Source organism: Mesorhizobium hunchu, from assembly GCF_040081975.1.
Lineage (GTDB): Bacteria > Pseudomonadota > Alphaproteobacteria > Rhizobiales > Rhizobiaceae > Mesorhizobium > Mesorhizobium hunchu.
In genome coordinates, this window is sequence record NZ_JBEBMG010000004.1 from 267,102 (window position 1) to 288,855 (window position 21,754).

General features: G+C 65.4%; 20 protein-coding genes. 10 read left to right on the forward strand and 10 right to left on the reverse strand.

Translation table 11 applies throughout. The features are described 5' to 3' along the window. Positions 1 to 13: 13 nt before the first annotated feature. The 5 genes from ABMA46_RS09815 to topA all read right to left on the reverse strand — a co-directional run bounded on the left by ABMA46_RS09815 (position 14) and on the right by topA (position 7,483). Positions 14 to 1,192 carry an MFS transporter gene (locus ABMA46_RS09815; RefSeq protein WP_348999151.1) on the reverse strand — a complete coding sequence of 393 codons (1,179 nt, stop codon included), beginning with the start codon at positions 1,190 to 1,192 and terminating at the stop codon, positions 14 to 16. 27 nt (positions 1,193 to 1,219) lie between these two features. Beyond that, a complete protein-coding gene (locus ABMA46_RS09820) occupies positions 1,220 to 1,963 on the reverse strand; it encodes an NUDIX hydrolase (RefSeq protein WP_348999152.1) in 744 nt (247 codons plus the stop codon). A 66-nt stretch (positions 1,964 to 2,029) separates the two neighbouring features. After that, complete coding sequence (locus tag ABMA46_RS09825; protein ID WP_348999153.1) at positions 2,030 to 2,488, reverse strand: DUF983 domain-containing protein; 459 nt, start codon at positions 2,486 to 2,488, stop codon at positions 2,030 to 2,032. Beyond that, positions 2,488 to 4,797 carry a ribonuclease R gene (rnr, locus tag ABMA46_RS09830; RefSeq protein ID WP_348999288.1) on the reverse strand — a complete coding sequence of 770 codons (2,310 nt, stop codon included), beginning with the start codon at positions 4,795 to 4,797 and terminating at the stop codon, positions 2,488 to 2,490. The genes ABMA46_RS09825 and rnr overlap by 1 nt, the downstream gene beginning before the upstream one ends. Before the next feature lie 94 nt (positions 4,798 to 4,891). Continuing rightward, the gene (gene topA, locus ABMA46_RS09835; protein ID WP_348999154.1) at positions 4,892 to 7,483 is read right to left on the reverse strand and encodes a type I DNA topoisomerase; all 2,592 of its coding nucleotides are present in this window, start codon (positions 7,481 to 7,483) and stop codon (positions 4,892 to 4,894) included. A gap of 288 nt (positions 7,484 to 7,771) precedes the next feature. Between topA and ABMA46_RS09840 the strand changes: the two genes are divergently transcribed. After that, positions 7,772 to 7,981 carry a hypothetical protein gene (locus ABMA46_RS09840; protein ID WP_348999155.1) on the forward strand — a complete coding sequence of 70 codons (210 nt, stop codon included), beginning with the start codon at positions 7,772 to 7,774 and terminating at the stop codon, positions 7,979 to 7,981. Between the two features lie 37 nt (positions 7,982 to 8,018). Here ABMA46_RS09840 and ABMA46_RS09845 read toward each other — a convergent pair whose 3' ends face one another. After that, a complete protein-coding gene (locus ABMA46_RS09845; RefSeq protein WP_348999156.1) occupies positions 8,019 to 8,402 on the reverse strand; it encodes a COG4315 family predicted lipoprotein in 384 nt (127 codons plus the stop codon). A gap of 206 nt (positions 8,403 to 8,608) precedes the next feature. Here ABMA46_RS09845 and ABMA46_RS09850 point away from each other — a divergent pair, with 206 nt between their 5' ends. The 4 genes from ABMA46_RS09850 to glmS all read left to right on the forward strand — a co-directional run bounded on the left by ABMA46_RS09850 (position 8,609) and on the right by glmS (position 13,722). Then, positions 8,609 to 9,457 carry a DMT family transporter gene (locus ABMA46_RS09850; protein ID WP_348999157.1) on the forward strand — a complete coding sequence of 283 codons (849 nt, stop codon included), beginning with the start codon at positions 8,609 to 8,611 and terminating at the stop codon, positions 9,455 to 9,457. A 104-nt stretch (positions 9,458 to 9,561) separates the two neighbouring features. Then, positions 9,562 to 10,308, forward strand: coding sequence for a cytochrome c biogenesis CcdA family protein (locus ABMA46_RS09855; RefSeq protein WP_348999158.1), 747 nt, complete (start codon positions 9,562 to 9,564; stop codon positions 10,306 to 10,308). Between the two features lie 85 nt (positions 10,309 to 10,393). Then, on the forward strand, positions 10,394 to 11,755 hold the full coding sequence (glmU, locus tag ABMA46_RS09860; protein ID WP_348999159.1) for a bifunctional UDP-N-acetylglucosamine diphosphorylase/glucosamine-1-phosphate N-acetyltransferase GlmU: 1,362 nt from the start codon (positions 10,394 to 10,396) through the stop codon (positions 11,753 to 11,755). Between the two features lie 140 nt (positions 11,756 to 11,895). Then, positions 11,896 to 13,722 carry a glutamine--fructose-6-phosphate transaminase (isomerizing) gene (gene glmS / locus ABMA46_RS09865; protein ID WP_348999160.1) on the forward strand — a complete coding sequence of 609 codons (1,827 nt, stop codon included), beginning with the start codon at positions 11,896 to 11,898 and terminating at the stop codon, positions 13,720 to 13,722. A gap of 31 nt (positions 13,723 to 13,753) precedes the next feature. Here glmS and ABMA46_RS09870 read toward each other — a convergent pair whose 3' ends face one another. Genes ABMA46_RS09870 through ABMA46_RS09880 form a run of 3 tightly spaced genes read right to left on the reverse strand, consistent with a single transcriptional unit; the run spans position 13,754 to position 15,217 of the window. After that, entirely contained in the window at positions 13,754 to 14,374 is a 621-nt protein-coding gene (locus ABMA46_RS09870; protein WP_348999161.1) for a TetR/AcrR family transcriptional regulator, read from the reverse strand. A 28-nt stretch (positions 14,375 to 14,402) separates the two neighbouring features. Beyond that, positions 14,403 to 14,810 (reverse strand): hypothetical protein, encoded by a 408-nt coding sequence (locus tag ABMA46_RS09875; protein ID WP_348999162.1) that lies wholly within the window; start codon positions 14,808 to 14,810, stop codon positions 14,403 to 14,405. Next, positions 14,807 to 15,217, reverse strand: coding sequence for a hypothetical protein (locus tag ABMA46_RS09880; protein WP_348999163.1), 411 nt, complete (start codon positions 15,215 to 15,217; stop codon positions 14,807 to 14,809). Before ABMA46_RS09880 ends, ABMA46_RS09875 begins: the two co-directional genes overlap by 4 nt. A gap of 387 nt (positions 15,218 to 15,604) precedes the next feature. Between ABMA46_RS09880 and ABMA46_RS09885 the strand changes: the two genes are divergently transcribed. From ABMA46_RS09885 to ABMA46_RS09900, 4 genes are all read left to right on the forward strand, one after another. Continuing rightward, positions 15,605 to 16,453 carry an ABC transporter ATP-binding protein gene (locus ABMA46_RS09885; RefSeq protein WP_348999164.1) on the forward strand — a complete coding sequence of 283 codons (849 nt, stop codon included), beginning with the start codon at positions 15,605 to 15,607 and terminating at the stop codon, positions 16,451 to 16,453. Continuing rightward, complete coding sequence (locus ABMA46_RS09890; RefSeq protein ID WP_348999165.1) at positions 16,453 to 17,241, forward strand: ABC transporter permease; 789 nt, start codon at positions 16,453 to 16,455, stop codon at positions 17,239 to 17,241. Before ABMA46_RS09885 ends, ABMA46_RS09890 begins: the two co-directional genes overlap by 1 nt. A gap of 40 nt (positions 17,242 to 17,281) precedes the next feature. Continuing rightward, positions 17,282 to 18,295, forward strand: coding sequence for an ABC transporter substrate-binding protein (locus ABMA46_RS09895; RefSeq protein ID WP_348999166.1), 1,014 nt, complete (start codon positions 17,282 to 17,284; stop codon positions 18,293 to 18,295). Between the two features lie 99 nt (positions 18,296 to 18,394). Next, a complete protein-coding gene (locus ABMA46_RS09900; protein WP_348999167.1) occupies positions 18,395 to 19,147 on the forward strand; it encodes a DUF502 domain-containing protein in 753 nt (250 codons plus the stop codon). On the opposite strand, the gene recG is transcribed toward ABMA46_RS09900, so the two are convergent. Further along, positions 19,099 to 21,207 (reverse strand): ATP-dependent DNA helicase RecG, encoded by a 2,109-nt coding sequence (gene recG / locus ABMA46_RS09905; RefSeq protein WP_348999168.1) that lies wholly within the window; start codon positions 21,205 to 21,207, stop codon positions 19,099 to 19,101. The genes ABMA46_RS09900 and recG overlap by 49 nt on opposite strands. 232 nt (positions 21,208 to 21,439) lie before the next feature. Between recG and ABMA46_RS09910 the strand changes: the two genes are divergently transcribed. Further along, positions 21,440 to 21,739: an FAD assembly factor SdhE gene (locus ABMA46_RS09910; RefSeq protein ID WP_348999169.1), complete on the forward strand. Its 300-nt coding sequence runs from the start codon at positions 21,440 to 21,442 to the stop codon at positions 21,737 to 21,739. Positions 21,740 to 21,754: the final 15 nt, after the last annotated feature.

Sequence of the window (21,754 nt, forward strand, 5' to 3'; positions counted from 1 at the left end):
ACCACGGAGCGTTTCAGGACGCCGAGCGCCCGAACGCCAGTCGCGCCGCCGCCAGCACCATGTAGATCCCGAAGAAGAGAGCCAAGGCCCAGCCGAAGCCGGACGGGCCGAACGTGTCCATGCCGATGCCGATTACCTGCGGTCCCAGCACCATGCCGATGCCATAGCACAGCACGAAGGCGGCATTTGCCGATGCCAGCTCATGCCCCGACAGTTGCGCGCCCAGATGCGCCAGGCCGACCGTGTACATGGCCGCCACCACGCCGCCCCACAGGAACAGGAGCAGCGCCATCAGATGCCAGTTCTGTGCCACCTGAGGCATCAGGAGCGTGCCGAGCAGGCCGACCGCAGCGCACAGAAGCAGCAGGTGCCGCCTGTCCCGAACACGGTCCGAGATCATGCCGAGCGGTATCTGGAGCACGACGTTGCCGAGCCCGATCATGGTCAGGAGAAGGGCGGCGTCCGCCTCGGAATAGCCGATGCGGCTGCCGTAGATGGGAAACAGCGCGAAGCCGCCTGTCTCCACCGCGCCGAAGACCAGCACCGCCGCGGTCGCCGTCGGCACCATCCAGATATAGCGCAGGAAGTGGCTCGTCTCCTCGCCCTCCGGCCGGATCGGCGGGCTCTCCCTGCGCGCCGCCATGACTGGGATGGCCGCGATGACCACCAAGAGCACGGTGACGCCGAAAGGCAGGAAGCCGGTGCTGCCCAGCCGCGAGAAGAGCCACGGCCCGGCGGCGAAGCCCAGCGACAGCACCGTGGCGTAGACGCCGAGCACGAGGCCGCGCCGCGACGGCGGGGCGGACGCACTGATCCAGAACTCCGACAGGATGAACAGTACCGTCAGCGAGATATGCAGGATCACGCGCAGCGGGAACCACATCCAGAAGGCGGGGGCGAAATGGAACCCGACGAAGGCGAGCGCGCCGGCGGCGATCATCACCAACATGGCCCAGGCGACGCCCAGCCGGCTGGCGATCGGCGTGGCGAGCGGCGCGCCGGCGATGGAGGCGATGCCGGCGACGGCCGTGTTGAGCCCGATCATGGTAGCCGAATGACCGCGCGATTCCAGCACCACGGAGAGCAGCGGCATGCCCAGGCCGATGGCGATGCCGACCACGCTGATGGCCGAAATCGCCGCGATCAGCGACAACCAGTGCACGCACTCCTCTTGCTGCGGCTCGACCGTCATCAAAGGTCCTTGGTGATCGTGAACAGACTAAAGAACGTCGCGGATGAATCGGCCGTGCGAGAGCCGGTAGAAGGGAACCTCGCCGCCGCCTGGACGCAGCAGCGGATCATGGGCGAGCCGCTTCTCCAGTTCCTCCAGGATGGTGTGGGTGATGGACGGTATGTCGGCCTCTCTGGCCTTGGCCAGCGGCAGCCAGACAAGTCCTTCGAGCTCGTCGGTTGGCCCGCCTTCGGGCAGTTCGGTGGCAACGGCGCTGCGCCAGGCCGCCAGAAAGCGCGTATCGAAGCGCCGCACGCGGCCCGGCGGGGTAATGGCCCGGGCAATGAAACGGACGGCTTCGAGCGAAGGCCGGACCTCATGCCGGGCAAAACCCTGCCAGTCCACCTTGCCGGTCGCGAAGGCGCCGCGCCGGCCGATCAGCAGGCCCGCTTCCTCATAGGTTTCGCGAATGGCGGAAAGCGCGATCGCCCGCGCCCGCGCGGCGCTTGCCCGCCCGGGGCGCGCCATCAGCCTGGCCTCTTCCTCGGCGGCCAGCGGCGCGGCCACCTCTATCCTGCTGTCGGCCGGATCGGTGCGGCCGCCCGGGAACACGAATTTTCCGGGCATGAAGGCGTGGCGGCTGTGCCGCCGACCCATCAGCACGTGGAAGGCGTCGTCCCTGCGGTCGATGAGGATCAGCGTCGCCGCGTCGCGCGGGCGCTTCGGGCCGTCGCCCAAGGCGATATCGGCCTTCTCGGATCTGTCGATTTCCGCCTTGGTCATCCCGTGCATGAAATCGCCCTAGCGGAAACTTGGGATTCGCGAAAGAGGCTGCGGGCGGCGGTGCGTCGGGCCACGTCAGCCGGTGGGTTCGGGATGCGTCTCGATCGTATCGGCCTCGTCACCGAAGCCGTGCATGTAGAGCGCCCACTGCAGGCCCACGACCGCGCCCTTGACCGGCTGCAAGAGAAGCAGCGACAGGATCAGCGTCAGCGGTGCCCATACGATCATATGCAGCCACATCGGCCAATAAGTCGTCATCTCCACGGCCATGAAGGCGCTGACCACGATATGACCGACGATGACGATCACCAGATAGGCGGGCAGGTCGTCGGCCCGGTGATGGGAGATTTCCTCGCCGCAGACCGAGCATTTGTCCACCGTCTTGACGTAGGCGTAGAAAAGCTTGCCTTCCCCGCAATGCGGGCAGCGCCCGGCAAGGCCGCGCTTGATGGCGGGCCATAGCGGCCGTGCGGGACGTCCCGAGTGGTTCTCGCCGCCGAAAACCTGTGTCTCCGTGCCTGCGCCGTCGTTCATCATCGTCTCCTGCCGCGCGGCCGCGACTGGGACGCGCGCTGACGCCCCTTTGCCTTGTGGAACGATCGCCGCGAGCCGGGCAGGGGCTTCGGCTCGCTCAGCATTTCGAAACGCATGGCGCCGGCCAGGGGCGCTACCTCGATCAGACGGACTTCGACACGGTCCGCGAGCTGGTAGCCCTTGCCGCTGCGCTCTCCGAAAAGCGCTCGCGCCGTTTCGTCGTATATATAGTAATCGCCACCCAAGGATGACACCGGAATAAAGCCGTCGGCGCCGTATTGCGGCAATTGGACAAAAAGTCCTGCCTTGGTGACCCCCGAGACGCGGGCGTCGAAGCGTTCATCGACGCGCCCGGCCAGATAGCCGGCGATCAGCCTGTCAACCGTCTCGCGCTCGGCCGCCATGGCCCGGCGCTCCGTGGTCGAGATCAGCGCGGCGGTCTCCTCCAGCCGGCTTTCCTCCTCGCGCGTCAGGCCGCCGGGGCCGAGCCCGAGCGCCGCGATCAGCGCGCGATGGACGATCAGGTCGGCGTAGCGCCGGATCGGCGAGGTGAAATGCGCGTAACGATGCAGATTGAGGCCGAAATGGCCGATATTGGCGGGCGAGTATTCGGCCTGGCTCTGCGAACGCAGCACCACCTCGTTGACGAGGCTCTCGTTATCGGCCCCGCGTACGCGCTCCAGGATCGCGTTGAACTGCGCCGGCCGCATCTGCGCGCCGCGCGCCAGCGAGAGGCTGAGCGTCTGGAGGAATTCGCGCAACGATTCCTGCTTGGCGAGCGACGGCGCATCGTGGATGCGGTAGATGAGCGGCTGCTTCCTGCCCTCCAGTGTCTCGGCCGCCGCGACATTGGCCTGGATCATGAATTCCTCGATGAGCTTGTGCGCATCGAGCCGTTCGGGAACGATCACCTTGTCGACGGTGCCGTCCTGCTTGAGCAGGATCTTGCGTTCCGGCAGGTCGAGTTCCAGCGGCTGGCGTGCATCGCGGCCGCGCTTGACCACCGCATAGGCGTCCCAGAGCGGCTTGAGAACCGTCTCGAGGATCGGCCCAGTCTTGTCGTCGGGCACGCCGTCGATAGTCGCCTGCGCCTGGACATAGGCGAGCTTGGCGGCCGATTTCATCATGACGCGGTGGAACGAATGCCTGATCTTGCGGCCTTCCGCCGAAAAGGTCATGCGCACGGCCATTGCCGGCCGTTCCTCGCCCTCGCGCAGCGAACACAGGTCGTTGGAGATACGCTCGGGCAGCATCGGCACAACGCGGTCGGGGAAATAGACCGAATTACCGCGCTTCAGCGCTTCACGGTCGAGCGCCGCGCCCGGCCGCACATAGGCGGCGACATCGGCGATGGCCACCGTGACGATGACGCCGCCGGGGTTCTTCTCGTCCTCGTCGGCGCGCGCGAACACCGCATCGTCGTGATCCTTGGCATCGGCCGGATCGATGGTGACCAGCGGCAGGTCGCGCCAGTCCTCGCGGGCAAAGCCTTCGCTTGCTTTACCCCCACCCCTTACCCCTCCCCGCAAGGGGGAGGGGGAGTCTGAGACGTTGGCGTCCCCCTTGCGGGGGGGGGTAAGGGGTGGGGGTGACTGGGCGCCGAGTTCCAAGGGCTTCAGCGCCTCGGCCTCAGTCAATACCTCCGCCGGGAAGATGTGCGGGATGTCATGCGCGTGGATGGCGATCATCGAGACCGCCTTCTCGCTGGTCAGCGAGCCCAGCACCTGCAAGACCTTGGCCTTGGGCAGCCCGTAACGCGGCGCACGCGCCGGCTCGACCTCGACGAGGTCGCCGCTCTTCGCGCCGTTGGAAAACTCCTTGTCGACCACCAGTTCCGGCTGGCGCCGCTCGACCGGCTCGATGCGGAACGTGCCGTCCTTCAATACGCGGAAGACGCCGAGAACCGCTTCCGAGCGTTTCTCGAAGACCTTCATCACCCGCGCAGTATAGGCGGGGCCGGTTTCGTCGTCGGTGGGGAAGGTCTTGGCGAGCACCTTGTCGCCGATGCCCGCTGCCGGGCCGCTGCGGGAGGCGCGGATGGCGACAATGGGCGGAACGGGGCCGTCGAAATCGGCCGGCCGCGCCAGAAGGTTGCCGTCCGGGTCGCGGCCGTAGATTTCCAGCACCGTGACATGGGGCAAGGCGCCCGGCCGGATGTGGCGCTTGCGCTTCTTCTCCAGCAGGCCCTCGTCGGCGAGATCGCGCAGCATGTCCTTCAGCCAGACGCGGTCCTCGCCGCGCAGGGCGAACGCCTTGGCGATCTCGCGCTTGCCCGACCTGTCGGGATTCTCGGCGATGTAGCGCAGGATCTCGTCGCGCGAGGGCCGGTACTGGTCCTTGGCGCGGCGGGTGTCGGCTGCGCGTGGATCGCGGTGGCTTCCTCCGATCCTGCGCGCCAAGACCCTAGTCCTTCTTCTTCGCTGTCTTTTTTGTCGCCGGCTTCTTCGCCGCCTTGCGGGCCGGTTTCCTGCCACCGCTTTTGCCGGCCTTTTCGGCGATCAGCGCCAGCGCTTCCTCGATCGTCACCGCCTGCGGGTCCTTGCCCTTGGGCAGGGTCGCGTTGACCTTTTCCCAATTGACATAGGGGCCGTACTTGCCGTCGCGCACGGTGATCTTGCCGCCGTCGGGATGGTCGCCGAGTTCCTTCAGCGCGGCCGGCGTGCCGCCGCGGCGTGCGCCTGCGCCCTTGGCCTGCTTCTCGGCGATGACCGAGACGGCGCGGTTGAGCCCGATCGAGAACACGTCCTCGATCGATTCGAGGTTGGCATAGGTGCCGTCGTGCAGCACGAACGGCCCGTAGCGGCCGAGCCCGGCCGAGATCATCTTGGCCGTTTCTGGATGCTTGCCGACGTCGCGCGGCAGTGACAGCAGCGCCAGCGCCTTCTCATGGTCGATGGACTCGGCCGTCCAGCCCTTCGGCAGGCTGGACCGCTTGGCCTCCTTGCCTTCGCCGCGCTGCACATAGGGGCCGAATCGGCCTGAACGCAGCGTGATCTCCTCGGCCGTGTAAGGGTCCTTGCCGAGCGCCTTCGCGCCGTTCTCCAGCCCGCCCGCTTCGGCGTCCCCGTTACCGTTCTCGCCGAGCTGCCTGGTGTAGCCGCACTCGGGATAGTTGGAGCAGCCGACGAAGGCGCCGTATTTGCCGAGCTTGAGCGACAGGTTGCCGGTGCCGCATTTCGGGCAGATGCGCGGGTCCGAGCCGTCCTCGCGCGCCGGGAACACCAGCGGCGCCAGTTCTTCGTTCAGCGCGTCGAGCACGTCGGTGACGCGCAGTTCCTTGGTCTCGTCGACATGGGCCGAAAAGTCCTTCCAGAAATCGCGCAGCACGTCCTTCCAGGCGAGCTTGCCGTCGGAAATCTCGTCCAGCTTCTCCTCGAGGTCGGCGGTGAAGTCGTATTCGACGTATTTGTCGAAGAAGCTTTCGAGGAAGGCGGTGACCAGCCGGCCCTTGGATTGCGGGATCAGGCGGCGCTTGTCGATCTGCACGTATTCGCGGTCTTCCAGCGTCTTCAGCGTCGCCGCGTAGGTGGAGGGACGGCCGATGCCGAGCTCTTCCAGCTTCTTGATCAGCGAAGCCTCCGAATAGCGCGGCGGCGGCTCGGTCGTGTGCTGCGTGGCGTTGATCTGCTCGCGCACAAGCGCCTCGCCCTGGCGGATGTCCGGCAGGCGGCGGTTTTCCTCGTCCTCTGAATCCTCGTCACGCTGGTCAGTGTAGGCGGCGATGAAGCCGTCGAAGCGGATCACCGAGCCGACCGCTCGCAGATTGGCCGTGCGCGAACCGTTCAAGGCCTCGATCTCGACCGTGGTGCGCTCGATCTCGGCGGCGTTCATCTGGCTGGCGATGGCGCGCTTCCAGACCAGCTCGTAGAGCCGCGCCTGGTCGGCGTCGAGATATTGCCTGACCGATGCCGGCGTGCGGAAGAAATCGGTCGGGCGGATCGCCTCGTGCGCTTCCTGCGCGTTCTTGGCCTTCACCGAATAGAAGCGCGGCTTCTCCGGCAGGTAGTTCTGGCCGAATTCCTTGCCGATGGCCGCGCGGGCGGCATCGATCGCCTCCGGTGCCATCTGCACGCCGTCGGTCCGCATATAGGTGATGAGGCCGGCCGTCTCGCCGCCGAGGTCCACGCCCTCATAGAGACGCTGCGCCACCTGCATAGTGCGGTTGGCCGAGAAGCCGAGCCGCGAGGAGGCGGCCTGCTGCAGGGTCGAGGTGGTGAAGGGCGGTGCCGGGTTGCGTTTCGTCGGCTTTGCCTCGACCGACAGTGCACGGAACGAAGCGCCCTCCAGCATCGCCTTGATGCCGTCGGCCTGTTCCTTGTTCTTGATGTCGAGCTTCTGGAGCTTCTTGCCCTCGTACGCGGTCAGCCGCGCCTCGAACGTGTCCTTGCGCGGCGTCGCCAGGATGGCGACGATATTCCAGTATTCTTCGCGCACGAAACGCTCGATTTCGGCCTCGCGGTCGCAGACGAGGCGCAGCGCCACCGACTGAACGCGGCCGGCCGAGCGGGCGCCGGGCAGCTTGCGCCACAGCACCGGCGAGAGCGTGAAGCCGACCAGATAGTCGAGCGCGCGCCGGGCGAGATAGGCATCGACCAGCGGCTCGTCGATTTCGCGCGGATGCGCCATCGCGTCGAGCACGGAATTCTTGGTGATGGCGTTGAAGACGACGCGGCTGACCTTCTTGTCCTTCAGCGCCCGCTTCTGCTTCAGCACCTCCAGCACATGCCAGGAAATCGCCTCGCCCTCACGGTCGGGGTCGGTGGCGAGGATCAGTCCGTCGGCGTCCTTGACCGCCTTGGCTATGTCGGCGAGGCGCTTGCTCGAGGCGCTGTCCACCGCCCAGGACATCGAGAAATCCTCGTCGGGCTTGACCGAGCCGTCCTTGGCCGGCAGGTCCCGGACATGGCCGAACGAGGCCAGAACCTTGTAGTTCCGCCCCAGGTATTTGTTGATTGTCTTCGCCTTGGCCGGCGATTCGACGACGACGACGTCCATGTTCTGTCCGGATCTGCTGGTGCGGCAGCGGACCGCGCTGCCCTCGACGCATACTGTCAGGTCGTCCGTCAAATGGCCGCGCTTTTCGATCCGGTCAAGAGCAAGCGCTCAAATTGCCGGCTCACACGATAGATACAACTTAAAAGTGTAATTATATTTCGTTGCAATTTTAAATTTATCTAATACACTTTCCCGACCGCGCCGGAATTCACATCTCGCTGGAGTTCGAACGAGGACTGATCCGACGAAAGAGCAGGAATCCGGCCGGCTGACGAGGATTATTGTCCTATGCGGCACATCTATTCAAGACGGCGCACGGAGACGCTGGATTATATGCAGTCGATGCTCGGCCAGTTGCGGACGATGGCCGAGGCGGAGCGCTGCGATCTTCTCGCCTACCTGATCGAGATGGCCTATGTCGAAGCCTCGGACATCATCCGCGGCGAGCGGCCGGCGCGCGTCCAGCAGCGGGGAGACGGGCGGCGCGACGTGGCCTGACGCGCGTCGTCCGTCGTATCCGTCGTCTTGGATCGCGTCAGTCCGCTTCGGCGATGTGCCACACCCCACCGACGCCTTCGCCTTTCACGTCGCCCGCCTTCTCGTCCTTGATGAAGGTATAGAGCGGATGGCCGTCATAGGCCCACATCTTCGAGCCGTCCTTGCGCTCGACGACGATCCATTCGCCCGTCGGCGCGGCGTCGGCATCGGCTTTCAGGGGTGGCCAGTTGACCGCACATGTGTCGTAGCAGTTCGACAGTCCGTCCTTGTCCTTGTCGAACGTGTAGAGCGTCATGCCGTTTGCGTCGGTGAAGATCGACTTGCCGTTGACCTTGGCTTCTTTCCAGGCTTCGGCGGCTTGAGAAAGCGCTGTGCCGGCCAGAAGGGTGGCGAGGGCAAAGCCGATGGCGATGGTCTTCATGGGGTTTCTCCCGTTGCGTCCATGAGGCGCGCCAATGCGCCTCTCAGGGTAAACGTTATGTGTCCGGCTTTTCGTCCCGACGTCCGCTGGACCGCTCCGCCGGAGACTTGATTGGGCCAGAAAGGGCGTCTCTTGCCGCGGGCAATTGCCTCTGCTTCTGTCGTCGCATGCAGTTCATTCCAGCAGCCGTCCGCGGCCCGCTTTTCATGATCGTTTCGACGGGCTCCTACATCGTCAACGACACGATGATGAAGCTGGCGACCGCCGGCCTGCCGCCTTACGAGGTGCTCTTCCTGAGGGGGGCGGCCGCGACGCTCTGGGGCATTCCCATGCTTCTCGCCTTGGGGTACGGCCGGCAGATGCCGCTGATGATGGAGAAGCGGGTTCTCGCCCGGAATGCGCTGGAACTCGGCGCGATCCTTGCCTACGTCGTGGCGCTGGCCAACATGCAGATTGCGGATTCGACGGCGCTCGGACAAGTCACGCCGCTTCTGGTCATGCTCGGTGCCTCCCTGCTGTTCGGCGAGCGTATCGGCGCCGTGCGCATGCTCCTGATTGGGCTGGGCTTCGTCGGCGCGATCATGATCGCGCAGCCGACCATGCAGGGCATCTCGGTCTATGCCCTCCTTGCCCTCGCCAACGCCGCACTGGCCGCCGCGCGCGATCTGGCAGGGCGCCGGGTGGCAAGCGAGACGCCCGGCATGATCGTGGCGATCTCGGCCGTTCTGGTCGTTCTCGCGGGCGCCGGGATTGCTCATCTGCTGACGGAGCGCTGGGTGGTGCCGGGTCCTCATCATCTGTTGCTGATGGCCGGTGCAGGGTTCTTTCTGATCTTCGGCCATTTCTTCATCTTCATGGCCTATCGGACCGGACCAACCGGGGTGGTCGCGCCGTTTTACTACTGCTTCACCGTATGGGCCGTGGTTTCCGGCCTGCTCGTGTTCGGCCAGTTGCCCAACATGCTCGCTGTCGGCGGCATTGTGCTTGTGGTCGGGAGCGGGCTCGCCATCGTGCTGCTTGACGGGCGCAAGCGCCGGCTTGCCGTGGTCGCGTAGTCTCCGGGCGACTGTCATCGGTGATGGAGCTTTGCCCACGCGATGGTGATTGGCACGCCGGAAAAGCCGCATCTATAAGCGGCGGAAATTTTTTGGAGACCGGCATGGCATTGGATATCGGCTACGTCAGCGCTGTCGGGGCAGGAGCCTTGTCGTTCCTGTCGCCCTGCGTGTTGCCGCTGGTGCCCCCCTATCTGTGCTACATGGCCGGCGTCTCGGTCGACGATTTTCGCGGCGAGCGCGGCGTGGCCGCGAATGCCGGCGCGCGCGGCGCACTGCTTGTAGCATCCGTCGCCTTCGTGCTCGGTTTTTCCACCGTCTTCGTCGCGCTCGGGGCTGGTGCCTCGACCATCGGCCGCCTGTTGCGGGTCTGGCAGGAGCCGCTGGCGATGGCCGCCGGCGTTCTCATCATTCTCATGGGACTGAACTTCCTCGGCATCCTGAAGATACCGCTGCTGTCGCGCGAGGCGCGGTTCCAGAGCCAGGGCAAGCCGGCCAGCGCGGTCGCGGCCTATGTGATGGGCCTGGCCTTCGCCTTCGGCTGGACCCCTTGCATCGGCCCGGTCCTGGGACCGATCCTGACGCTTGCCGGCGGCCGCGAGACGGTCAGCGAAGGCGCGGCTCTGCTTGCCGCCTATTCGCTAGGGCTCGGCATTCCCTTCCTGGTGGCGGCGCTGTTTTCGGGGGCGTTCATGCGCTTCCTCGGAAAATTCCGCGTCCATCTCGGCCGTGTCGAGAAGGCGATCGGCGCGCTTCTGGTGGTGGCCGGCATCTTCTTCCTGACCGGCGGCGTGCAGGCCGTCTCCTATTGGCTGCTGGAAAATTTCCCCGTGCTCGGCCAACTGGGTTAAGCATCCGCAAAACAGCCCGATTGGTGAAGTGAAAAGCGGATGCTAGAAGGCGTTCGCAAACGACATTCGCTCATCGGACCATCCCATGACCTCTCGCACCTGTCTGTCCGTCATCCTTGCCGCCGGCGAAGGCACGCGCATGAAAAGCGCGATGCCCAAGGTCCTGCACCCGGTCGCCGGCCTGCCGATGGTGGCGCATGTGGTCAAGGCGGCCGAAGCGTCTGGTGCCGACGCGATCGCGCTGGTGGTCGGCCACGGCGCGGATGCGATGCGCAAGGCGGCGGAGAAGCTGGCGCCCGAAGCCGATATTTTCGTGCAGGAGAAACGCCTGGGCACCGCCCATGCGGTGTTGGCGGCGCGCGCGGCGATCGCGCGAGGCCATGACGACATCCTCGTCATGTACGGCGATACTCCGCTGATCGACGCGGACGTGCTCCTGACCGCGCGCGAAAAGCTCGCCAACGGCGCGGCCGTGGTGGTCATCGGCTTCCGAACCGACAGACCGACAGGCTATGGCCGCCTGATCGAGAAAGACGGCAAGCTCGCCGCCATCCGCGAGGAGAAGGACTGCACCGACGAGGAGCGGCGCATCACCTATTGCAATTCCGGCATCATGGCGATGGCCGGTAACCATGCCCTTGCCCTGCTCGACGCTGTCGGCAACGCCAATGCCAAGGGCGAATATTATCTCACCGACATCGTCGAGATCGCCCGCGCGAAAGGGCTCGATGTCGTCGCCACCGAGGCGAGCTTCGAAAATGCTCTCGGCATCAACAACCGCGCCGAGCTGGCGGCCGCCGAGGCGATCTGGCAGGCCCGCCGCCGCCGCGCCGCCATGCTCGACGGGGTTACGCTGATCGCGCCCGAGACGGTCTTCTTCTCGTACGACACCGAGATCGGGCCGGACACGCTGGTCGAGCCGAACGTGGTGTTCGGGCCGGGGGTGAAGATCGGTTCGAACGTGACGGTGCGCGGCTTTTCGCATTTCGAACAGGCCGACGTCGCCGACGGCTGCCAGGTCGGGCCCTATGCGCGGCTGCGGCCCGGCGCGAAATTGCAGGAAGACGTGCATGTCGGCAATTTCGTCGAGGTGAAGAACACGACCGTCGAGCGCGGCGCCAAGGCCAACCATCTTGCCTATCTGGGAGACGGGCGTGTCGGCGCCGGAGCCAATATCGGCGCGGGCACGATCTTCTGCAATTACGACGGTTACCGGAAGTTCTTCACCGACATCGGTGCGGGCGCTTTCGTCGGCTCCAATTCTTCGCTGGTCGCGCCTGTCGCGATCGGTGACCGGGCCTATGTGGCCTCCGGCAGCGTCATCACCGAAGACGTGCCCGAGGACGCGCTCGCCTTCGGACGGGCGCGCCAGAAGACCATTCCCGGCAAGGGCAAGGAGTTGCGCGAACGTTTCGCGGATGCGGCAAAAAACAAGCGGTCCGGGTAACGGAAGCGCAAGCCGGCTCTGCTATGGCTTTGCCGGAAATCGTTTGCGTCCGTCACGGCCGGAAACGCAATGTGACTTTTTCAACGGACCCGCGCTCCCTAGATAGCAGCCGGGTTTGAACGGAATCGGGATCAGCGGGCATGTGCGGAATTGTCGGTATCGTCGGACGTGCGCCGGTCGCGTCGCTGATCGTGGACGCGCTGAAGCGCCTTGAATACCGCGGCTATGATTCGGCCGGCGTCGCGACCGTCGAAAACGGCGCGCTGGCGCGCCGCCGTGCGGAAGGCAAGCTCGTCAATCTGGAGCGCCGGCTGGACGGCGAGCCGCTGGGCGGCACGATCGGCATCGGCCATACCCGCTGGGCCACCCACGGCGTCCCTAACGAGACGAACGCCCATCCGCATTTCTCCAACGGCGTCGCCGTCGTCCATAACGGCATCATTGAGAATTTTGCCGAGCTGCGCGACGAACTGATCGCGGATGGCTACGAATTCGCCTCGCAGACCGATACCGAGGTCGTGGCGCATCTGGTCTCGCGCGAACTGAAGAAGGGGGCTTCGCCGGTCGAGGCGGCGCACCGCGCGCTGAAGCGCCTGCAAGGCGCCTTCGCGCTCGCCATCATGTTCGACAGCGACGAGGACTTGATCGTCGGCGCCCGCAACGGACCGCCGCTGGCGGTCGGCCACGGCGACGGCGAGATGTTCCTGGGCTCGGACGCCATCGCGCTGGCGCCGTTCACCAACGCCGTCACCTATCTCGAGGACGGCGACTGGGTGACGGTGCGCCGCAAGGCGGCCGAGATATTCGATCTCGACGGCAACAAGGTCGAGCGCAAGCGCCAGCAGTCGACCGGCACCGCCTATCTGGTCGACAAGGGCAACCACCGCCATTTCATGGAAAAGGAAATCCATGAGCAGCCGGAGGTGATCTCGCACACGCTGGCCCACTATCTCGACTTCACCGCCGGGCGCGCCAAGGCGCTCGACCTGCCGTTCGACTTCGCCGCGATCGACCGGCTCGCGATCTCCGCCTGCGGCACCGCATTTCTTGCCGGATCGATCGGCAAATACTGGTTCGAGCGCTACGCCCGCCTGCCGGTCGACATCGATGTCGCTTCCGAATTCCGCTATCGCGAGATGCCGCTGTCGGCCAATGACGCGGCGCTGTTCATCTCGCAGTCCGGCGAGACGGCCGACACGCTGGCTTCGCTGCGTTATTGCCGCAGCCAGGGCATGAAGATCGGCGCGGTGGTCAACGTCCGCGAATCGACCATCGCCCGCGAAAGTGACGTGACCTTGCCAACGCTGGCCGGGCCCGAGATCGGCGTCGCCTCGACCAAGGCCTTCACCTGCCAGCTTTCCGTGCTGGCCGCGCTCGCGGTCAACGCGGCGCGGGCGCGCGGCAGGATTTCGGCGGAGGAAGAAAAGGCGCTGGTGCGCAGCCTGTCGGAAGCGCCGCGCTACGCCAACCAGGCGCTGCAGAAGCTCGACGACCGCATCGAGAGGCTGGCGCGCAACCTCGCGCATTACAAGCATGTGCTCTATCTCGGCCGCGACACCAATTTCCCGCTCGCCATGGAAGGCGCGCTGAAGCTCAAGGAAATTTCCTATATCCATGCCGAAGGCTACGCGGCGGGCGAGCTCAAGCATGGCCCGATCGCGCTGATCGACGAGAATATGCCCGTCATCGTCATCGCCCCGCACGACCGCATCTTCGAAAAGACCGTCTCCAACATGCAGGAGGTGGCGGCACGCGGCGGCAAGATCATCCTCATCACCGACGCCAGGGGCGCGGCACAGTCGACGGTGGAGACGATGGAGACCATCGTGATGCCCGACATGCCCGAGATCATCGCCCCGATCGTCTATGCGCTGCCCATCCAGATGCTGGCCTATTTCACCGCCGTCTTCATGGGAACGGACGTCGACCAGCCGCGCAACCTCGCCAAGTCCGTCACGGTGGAATAGCGGGAGAGGGCAGGACGTCGGCTGTCGCTTCTTACGCGCGCATCACCGCGCGACGGCAGAACGACCTGACGCCGGCGAGAAGGGCTTCGCGGGTCATCACCGGCGCGGCGATATGGGCGTCCACTGCGCCGTGAAGCGCATAGAAAAGCATTACCGCGGCAAGCCGTGTATCCGGCAGGGGGAGGAAAGTGCCAGCCGCGACGCCGCCGTCCAGCAGATCGGCAAGCAGCGCCAGCGGCGGCATGTCGTACTTCATGCGGCGGTCAGAGGGGCGGATCTCATGGAAAACCAGATCGTGCAGGCGGAACTGGTCCAGGTAGCCGTTGACGCCGGCCTCCACCCACGCGTCGAGCCGACCGGGCCAGTCATCCGCTGCCCTTTTCTCAACAGCCTCTTCGACACGCCTGCAGAATGTCTCGATGAAGCGCACCTTCAGCGCTTCGAGGACTTCGTCCTTGGTCTTGAAATAGATGTAGAAAGTGCCCTTGGCGACGTCGGCCACCCTGACGATCTCGTCGACGCTGGTGGCCGCAAAACCCTTTTCGAGAAAGAGATCGCGGGCCGCGTCCATCAGCTCCTCGCGGCGGATTTCCGCGGGTTTTGTCCGCGGCTTCTTGACGGCCGCATCGGCGTCTATCGTGCTGGCTGACATGGCTGGCAATCGTGTGTGGTCCCCGCTGCTACAGGCCGTCGAGCGTCAGTCCGTGCGGCCGCAATATATCCTGATCGAGCCAGGCAACGGCCGAAACGCCGTCGGCGAACACTTTTGAGGGGATGCCGGATACGCTGTCAACGTCCAGCAGACGGCGGGCCTCGAGATGATGGCGCGGCACGGTGGTCGCGATCGCGAGCACGAGGCTGCGGACACGGTCGATATTGGCGGCCAGCCATGAAGCCGATCCGCCGGAAAGGCTTTCCGGCTGGATGACCGCCTCGTCGGAAACGAACATGCGCAGCAGCACGAAGGGGCGGCCGCGATCCAGCCAGCATTTCCATCTGTCGAGGAACAGGCGATGGTCGGCAGGTGATATCGCCTTCTCGGCGACGGCGATCGCCAGCGGCCAGTTCGTATCGTCGCAGTCGATCATGTGCGTTCTCGCGACCTGCCAAGGTCTTGCCCGAGCGTCTTCAGGGACGCGTGAATCGCGGCGCGATCGAGCGGGATCGCCTTGGGTTTCAGGATTGCTGTTTCCAGCCAGTCGAGCGCTTCCCCGATGTCGGCAAATGTGCGCGCCGGGACGCCGAAGAGCTTTTGCGCGTCCATCCGACTGAGCCGGTCGAAGTGCGCCGGCGGCACCACGGTGGCCATGCCCAGCACGAGGGCCTGCATGCGCCCGGAATTCTTCTGCAGCCAGGTCTTCGCCGCACGGGCCGCGCCGTCCGGATGGGCGAGGGCGTCGTCGTCCGCGAACACCCGGAACGCAGCGAACGGCTCGCCTCGATCGAACCAGCGGTTCCAGTCGTCGAGGAAATCGATGTGATCGGCCAGCGTCATGGCACCACGCGCTGCCGTCAGGACGATCGGCCAATGGACGAGATCGTGGCTGATCATGGAGCTCTCTTCTTCAGTTTGACGGGAAAATAAGTGACTGACCGTCGGTCATTTGTCAACAAGCTATCCTGTCGTACAGGGTTCTCCCGAAAAAGCCTGTCCCGATGCGCTGGTGCAGTCCGTGTCTCATCCCTTCGTCAATGGTTGGAAGAATCGATTTGCCTCACTGGATCGTTTGACTATCGTGTCGCCGGTATTCATGACGGGCGGGGCAGTTCGGAGGAGAGTCCTGCTGTCATCGACAGGGCAGGAGATTGCGATGATCCCAGTTTCCGGAGCGCGACATGCGCGGGTCGGCCATCCGGCGCCGCGCGAGGACGATCGCTGACAATGGCAGTCGAACAGGCAGAGCGTCCGGCGAAATCTCGGCAGTCCAACTGCGCGGTCGAATTGCGGGACGTCACCATCGCCTTCGATCTGGCGGACGGCAGCCGGTTCACGGCGGTCGACGCCACCAACCTCGCTGTCGGCGAACAGGAATTCGTCGCGATCATCGGCCCGACCGGCTGCGGCAAGTCCACGCTGCTCAATGCCGCGGCGGGCCTGCTCTCGCCGGCTTCCGGCACCGTGGTGATCGAGGGCGGCCAACTCTCCGGCCTGAACCGTCGCGCCGGATATCTGTTCCAGCAGGACGCCTTGATGCCGTGGAAGACGGCGGAGGAAAACGTCGCCATCGGTCTGGAGATCGCCGGCACGCCCAAAAGCGAAGCCCGGCGGCGCGCCCGCGACTGGCTGGGGCGCGTCGGGCTCTCGGCTTTCGCCACGCGCTATCCGCACATGCTTTCCGGCGGCCAGCGCAAGCGCGTGGCGCTGGCGCAGGTGCTGATCCGCGACCCGAAGATCATCCTGATGGACGAGCCGTTCGGCCCGCTCGACGCGCAGACGCGCCTCATCATGGGCGACCTGCTGCTCGACCTGTGGTCCGCCGACCGCAAGGCCGTGATGTTCGTCACCCATGACCTTGAGGAGGCCATCGCGCTGGCCGATCGCGTGGTGGTGATGTCGGCCGGCCCGGCGGCGCGCATCATCGGCGATTTCCCGATCGCGCTGCCGCGCCCGCGCGACGTCGCCGACATCAAGCTTTCCGCCGGCTTCCAGGAGGCGCATCGCCTTATATGGACGATGCTGAAGGAGGAAGTGCTCAAGGCCTACGGCCAGACTGCGGAAGGAGCGCGATGATGAGCCGGACAACGCTGCTTCTCGCCCAGCTCGCCATCGCCGTGGTGATCCTCGTCGTGTGGGAGATCGCCTCCACCACCCATCTCGTCGGCAATCCCGACATGATCGGCTTCTTCTTCTCGACGCCGTCCGCGGTCGCTGCCCAGATCTGGCGGTGGTTCCTGGAGGGCTCGATCTGGTATCACCTGTGGATCACGCTGGTCGAGGCGATGCTGGCCTTCGCGATCGGTTCCGTGGCCGCCATCGTCATCGGCTTCTGGTTTGCGCGCCAGCCTGTACTCGCGGCGATCTTCGACCCCTATATCAAGGCGGCGAACGCCCTGCCGCGCGTTGTGCTGGCGCCGATCTTCACGCTCTGGTTCGGCCTCGGCATCTGGTCGAAGGTGGCGCTCGGCTTCACGCTGGTCTTCTTCATCGTGTTCTTCAACGTTTATCAGGGCGTGCGTGAGGTGAACCCGACGGTCCTGTCAAACGCCCGCATGTTGGGGATGAGCGAGCGACAGCTCCTGCGCCATGTCTATTGGCCGTCGGCGCTGTCGTGGATGTTTTCGTCCCTGCACACCTCGGTGGGCTTCGCCGTGGTCGGCGCCGTCGTGGGCGAATATCTCGGCGCGGCCGCCGGCCTCGGCTATCTGATCCAGCAGGCCGAAGGCGTGTTCGACGTCGCGGGCGTGTTCGCGGGCATGTTCGTGCTCGCCGCCTTCGTCCTTCTGATCGATTGGGGGGTTACCCTCGTCGAGCGGCGCCTGCTGGTCTGGCGCCCCGAATCCACCGGCAGGAAGCGCTGAGGCGGCCTGCGGCAAAACATCCAAGGAGGAGTAGAAGACAATGAAGAGATTCACGAAACTGGCGGCGGCCTCATTCGCCGTGATGCTGGCGGCTGCGGGCGCTGCCGATGCGGCGGGCAAGGTCACCATCTCGATCGGTGGCGCCGCCTGCCTCTGCTACCTGCCGACGGTGCTCGCCAAGCAGCTCGGCGAATATGAAAAGGCCGGCGTCGATGCCGACCTCGTCGATTTCAAGGGCGGCTCGCAGTCGCTGACGGCCGTGCTCGGCGGCAGCGCCGATGTCGTCTCCGGTTATTTCGACCACACCGTCGAACTGGCCGCCAAGAAGCAGATCCTGCAATCCTTCGTGGTCTATGACCAGTATCCGGGCCTTGTCCTGGTGGTCGCGCCGGGTCAGACCGGCAAGATCACCTCGGTCAAGGACCTCGCCGGCAAGAAGGTGGGCGTCAGCGCGCCCGGCTCCTCGACCGACTTCTTCCTGAAGTACCAATTGAAGCAGGCCGGGCTCGATCCGACGGCCGCGTCGGTGGTGGGCGTCGGCCTCGGCGCGACGGCCATCGCCGCGATGGAGCAGGGCCAGATCGACGCCGCCGTGCTGCTCGATCCGGCCGTGACCGTTCTTCAGAGCAAGCATGCGGACCTGAAGATCCTGTCCGACACCCGCACCCAGAAGGACACGCGGGCCGTGTTCGGCGGCGATTATCCCGGCGGCTCGCTCTACACCCGTCCCGAATGGATGGAAGCCCACCCGGAAGAGACCCAGGCGATGACCAACGCGATGGTGGCGACGCTCGCCTGGATCCACTCACACACCCCCGAGGAGATCGCCGACAAGATGCCGGCCAATCTCGTCGGCCCGGACAAGACGGCCTATCTCGCCGCGCTCAAGAACACGCTTCCCATGTATTCGACCACCGGCCTGATGGACCCGAAGGGCGCGCAGGCGGTGCTGGACGTGTTCGAGACCGGATCGCCCGATATTGCCAACGCCCACATCGACATCACCAAGACCTACACCAACGCCTATGTGGAGAAGGCGAAGAAGGCGGAGTAACGGTCGAGCCGTTTTCCGGAGCGTCCGAAAAATTCAAAACGCGCTTCGCAAGAGGCGCGTTTTTCTTTTATGCTGCGTTGCAATGAGGCGGCGGTGGTAATGTCGGAGACTCCGAAGATTTCCGGAATGACCCGGTTGAGGAACTATTTCCTGACCGGCTTCATCGTCTGCGCGCCGCTGGCGATCACGGCCTATATCGCCTGGTCCTTCATCGGCTGGGTCGATTCCTGGGTGAAGCCCTATATCCCCTATCGTTACAGCCCCGACGCCTATCTGCCGTTCCCGGTGCCCGGCTTCGGGCTGATCGTGGCGCTGGTGCTGATCACTCTGATCGGCTTTTTGACCGCCAACATCGTCGGCCGCGCCGTCGTCGGCTTCGGCGAGCGTCTGCTCGGCCGAATGCCGCTGGTGCGCGGCATCTACGGCTCGCTCAAGCAGATTTTCCAGACCGTCTTCGCCGAAAAAGGCAACATGTTCCGTCAGGTCGGCATGGTCGAATATCCGCGCAAGGACGTCTGGTCGCTGGTCTTCGTCGCCGGAGAGAAGGAGACGGAGATCGGCCAGAAACTCGACAGGCCGAGCGATCCGCTGATCGCCGTCTTCATGCCCTGCACGCCCAATCCGACCACCGGCTTCCTGATGTATGTGCGCAAGTCCGAGATCGTCATGCTCGACATGACCATCGAGGACGCCGCCAAGCTGATCGTCTCGGCCGGGCTGGTGGCGCCGGAGGTGAAGAAGCCGATCCTGGGGGCGGACGGACAGCCGATCGAGATCGGCAATCCGCCTGCCGGGCGCCTTCCTCAACCGGCTCTCAGCAAGCGCACCGCCTCGTCGCGCCCGAACAAATAAAGCAGCAGCCTCAGCGCCTCGCCGCGCTCCGATTGCAGGTCGGGATCGCGCGACAGGATCAGCCGCGCATCATCGCGCGCGGCTTCCAGGAGGTCGGCGTGGAATTCGATGCGCGCGACCTGGAAGCCCGGCGTGCCCGATTGGCGCGTGCCCAGCAATTCGCCTTCGCCGCGCAGTTTCAGGTCTTCCTCGGCGATGACGAACCCGTCCTCCGTCTCGCGCATAACCGACAGCCGCCGCGTGGCGGTTTCGCTGAGCGGTTCCTTGTAGAGCAGCACACAGGAACTTGGCTTCGAGCCGCGCCCGACCCGCCCGCGCAACTGGTGAAGCTGCGCGAGGCCAAAACGCTCGGCATGCTCGATCACCATGATGGTGGCGTCCGGTACGTCGACACCGACCTCGATGACGGTGGTGGCGACCAGAACCCGCGTCTCGCCTTCCTTGAAGGCGCGCATGGCGGCATCCTTGTCGGTGCCCTTCATGCGGCCGTGGACGAGGCCGAGCCGGTCGCCGAACACCGGCTTCAGCGCGTCGTAGCGCTCCTGCGCCGACATCAGCTTCGCCTCTTCCGATTCCTCGACCAGCGGACAGATCCAGTAGATTTTCTGGCCTTCCGAAACCGCATCGCGGATACGTCCCACCAGTTCCGGCAGCCGTTCCATCGGTAGCGTGACGGTGCGCACCGGCTGGCGACCAGCCGGCTTCTCGGTAAGCTTGGACACGTCCATATCGCCGAAGGCCGTCAGTACCAGCGTGCGCGGGATAGGCGTCGCCGTCATCACCAGCATGTCGGGCGCGTCGCCCTTGGCGGTCATGGCGAGGCGCTGGTGAACGCCGAAGCGATGCTGCTCGTCGACCACGGCGAAGGCGAGGTTCTGGAACGCCACCGCTTCCTGGAACAGCGCGTGCGTGCCGACCACGATGTCGATGGAGCCGTCCGCCAACCCGGCGAGCGTGTCGCTGCGTTCGCGCCCCTTCTCGCGCCCCGTGAGGATCGCCGTGCGCAACCCGGCGCGCTCGGCAAGCGGGGCGATGGTGGCGAGATGCTGGCGCGCGAGGATCTCGGTCGGCGCCATCAGCGCCGCCTGGCCGCCAGCCTCGACCGCGCGCGCCATCGCAAGCAGCGCCACCACCGTCTTGCCCGACCCGACGTCGCCTTGCAGCAGGCGCAGCATGCGGTCCGATTCGGCGAGATCGGCGAGGATTTCGGCGAGCGCGGCCTCCTGCGATCCCGTCAGCGAATAAGGCAGGGCGGCGCGCAGCCTGGCGACGATTGAGCCGTCGCCGGTCAGCGGCCGGCCGGACAGCCGCCGCACGCGGGCGCGCACCAGCGCCAGCGAGACCTGCCCGGCCAGGAACTCGTCATAGGCGAGCCTGCGCCAGGCCGCGTTTTCCGGCGAGGCGTCGAGCGGGCTTTCCGGGTTGTGGAGGCGGGCAAGAGCTTCGCCGAACAGCGCGAAGCCGTGTTTCCTCATGAAAGCGGGGTCGAGCCATTCCGGCATCGCCGGCAGGCGCTCCAGGCTCTGGCCGATGGCCCGGCGCAGCACCTTCGGCGACAGGCCCGCCGTCAGCGGATAGACCGGCTCGACCAGCGGCAGATTTTCCGCTTCCTCGGCCAGCGCCATATGGTCGGGATGCACCATGGAAGGCCGGCCGTTGAACCATTCCATGCGGCCCGAGACCACCACGTCAGCGCCCTCGGGCAATTGCTTTTCCAGATACGCGGCGTGGGCATGGAAGAAGGTCAGTGCGATCTCGCCAGTGTCGTCGTGGGCGAAGATGCGGTACGGCGCGCTGCGATTGCCGCGCGGCGGCGGCTGATGGCGGTCGATCCTGAGGTCCAGCGTGACGATCTGGCCTTCGGCCGATCCGGCGATACCGGGACGGCTGCGACGGTCGATGACCGAGTTGGGCAGGACGAACAGCAGGTCGCCTACCCGCGCCTCGCGCCCGCCGAGATCGAGGGGCAGTACGCGTTCAATCAGGGTCGCGACCTTGGCACCTATGCCGGCCAGCGAGGTGAGGGGCGCAAACAGCGGATCGAGGAGGGAAGGGCGCATGTCTAGTGTCGCGCCTGCCGAATACCCCCACCCCTGACCCCTCCCCGCAAGGGGGAGGGGGACTTTGCGAGCGGCAGCTTCCCCTCCCCCTTGCGGGGAGGGGTTAGGGGTGGGGGTAGCGACGTGTCAGCAGCATCGAACATCGGGGGAGATTAGAAACTCCCTGTCGCGTTGCAAGGCTGACACTCCCGCCTATCCACGCTATATCGCGCTCGTAACCGAGGATTGTGTCATGACCGGAACGGCAGAAGCGGCAAACCCCGTGACCGGCGACCTGCATCCGCGCCGCAAGAAGCTCAGATTCCGCTCCTGGCATCGCGGCATGCGCGAGATGGACCTGATCCTCGGCCCGTTCGCCGATAGCACGGTGGATGGCTTGACCGGCGACGAACTCGACCAATATGAAAGGCTCCTCGACATCCCGGATACGGAGTTCTTCCAGTACGTGACCGGCGAAAGCCCGGTGCCGAAAACTCTGGAGTGTCCGCTGCTGCAACGAATCCTGGCCTTTGGCCGTACCGCCCGCTCCTGACCGCAGGCGCCTGAG

Excerpts from the sequence above, each read along its gene's own strand:
- ABMA46_RS09815 (WP_348999151.1), bottom strand. The coding sequence starts at position 1,192 with ATGACGGTCGAGCCGCAGCAAGAGGAGTGCGTGCACTGGTTGTCGCTG.
- ABMA46_RS09820 (WP_348999152.1), bottom strand. The coding sequence starts at position 1,963 with ATGCACGGGATGACCAAGGCGGAAATCGACAGATCCGAGAAGGCCGAT.
- ABMA46_RS09825 (WP_348999153.1), bottom strand. The coding sequence starts at position 2,488 with ATGAACGACGGCGCAGGCACGGAGACACAGGTTTTCGGCGGCGAGAAC.
- topA (WP_348999154.1), bottom strand. The coding sequence starts at position 7,483 with ATGGACGTCGTCGTCGTCGAATCGCCGGCCAAGGCGAAGACAATCAAC.
- ABMA46_RS09840 (WP_348999155.1), top strand. The coding sequence starts at position 7,772 with ATGCGGCACATCTATTCAAGACGGCGCACGGAGACGCTGGATTATATG.
- ABMA46_RS09845 (WP_348999156.1), bottom strand. The coding sequence starts at position 8,402 with ATGAAGACCATCGCCATCGGCTTTGCCCTCGCCACCCTTCTGGCCGGC.
- ABMA46_RS09850 (WP_348999157.1), top strand. The coding sequence starts at position 8,609 with ATGATCGTTTCGACGGGCTCCTACATCGTCAACGACACGATGATGAAG.
- ABMA46_RS09855 (WP_348999158.1), top strand. The coding sequence starts at position 9,562 with ATGGCATTGGATATCGGCTACGTCAGCGCTGTCGGGGCAGGAGCCTTG.
- glmU (WP_348999159.1), top strand. The coding sequence starts at position 10,394 with ATGACCTCTCGCACCTGTCTGTCCGTCATCCTTGCCGCCGGCGAAGGC.
- glmS (WP_348999160.1), top strand. The coding sequence starts at position 11,896 with ATGTGCGGAATTGTCGGTATCGTCGGACGTGCGCCGGTCGCGTCGCTG.
- ABMA46_RS09870 (WP_348999161.1), bottom strand. The coding sequence starts at position 14,374 with ATGTCAGCCAGCACGATAGACGCCGATGCGGCCGTCAAGAAGCCGCGG.
- ABMA46_RS09875 (WP_348999162.1), bottom strand. The coding sequence starts at position 14,810 with ATGATCGACTGCGACGATACGAACTGGCCGCTGGCGATCGCCGTCGCC.
- ABMA46_RS09880 (WP_348999163.1), bottom strand. The coding sequence starts at position 15,217 with ATGACGCTGGCCGATCACATCGATTTCCTCGACGACTGGAACCGCTGG.
- ABMA46_RS09885 (WP_348999164.1), top strand. The coding sequence starts at position 15,605 with ATGGCAGTCGAACAGGCAGAGCGTCCGGCGAAATCTCGGCAGTCCAAC.
- ABMA46_RS09890 (WP_348999165.1), top strand. The coding sequence starts at position 16,453 with ATGAGCCGGACAACGCTGCTTCTCGCCCAGCTCGCCATCGCCGTGGTG.
- ABMA46_RS09895 (WP_348999166.1), top strand. The coding sequence starts at position 17,282 with ATGAAGAGATTCACGAAACTGGCGGCGGCCTCATTCGCCGTGATGCTG.
- ABMA46_RS09900 (WP_348999167.1), top strand. The coding sequence starts at position 18,395 with ATGTCGGAGACTCCGAAGATTTCCGGAATGACCCGGTTGAGGAACTAT.
- recG (WP_348999168.1), bottom strand. The coding sequence starts at position 21,207 with ATGCGCCCTTCCCTCCTCGATCCGCTGTTTGCGCCCCTCACCTCGCTG.
- ABMA46_RS09910 (WP_348999169.1), top strand. The coding sequence starts at position 21,440 with ATGACCGGAACGGCAGAAGCGGCAAACCCCGTGACCGGCGACCTGCAT.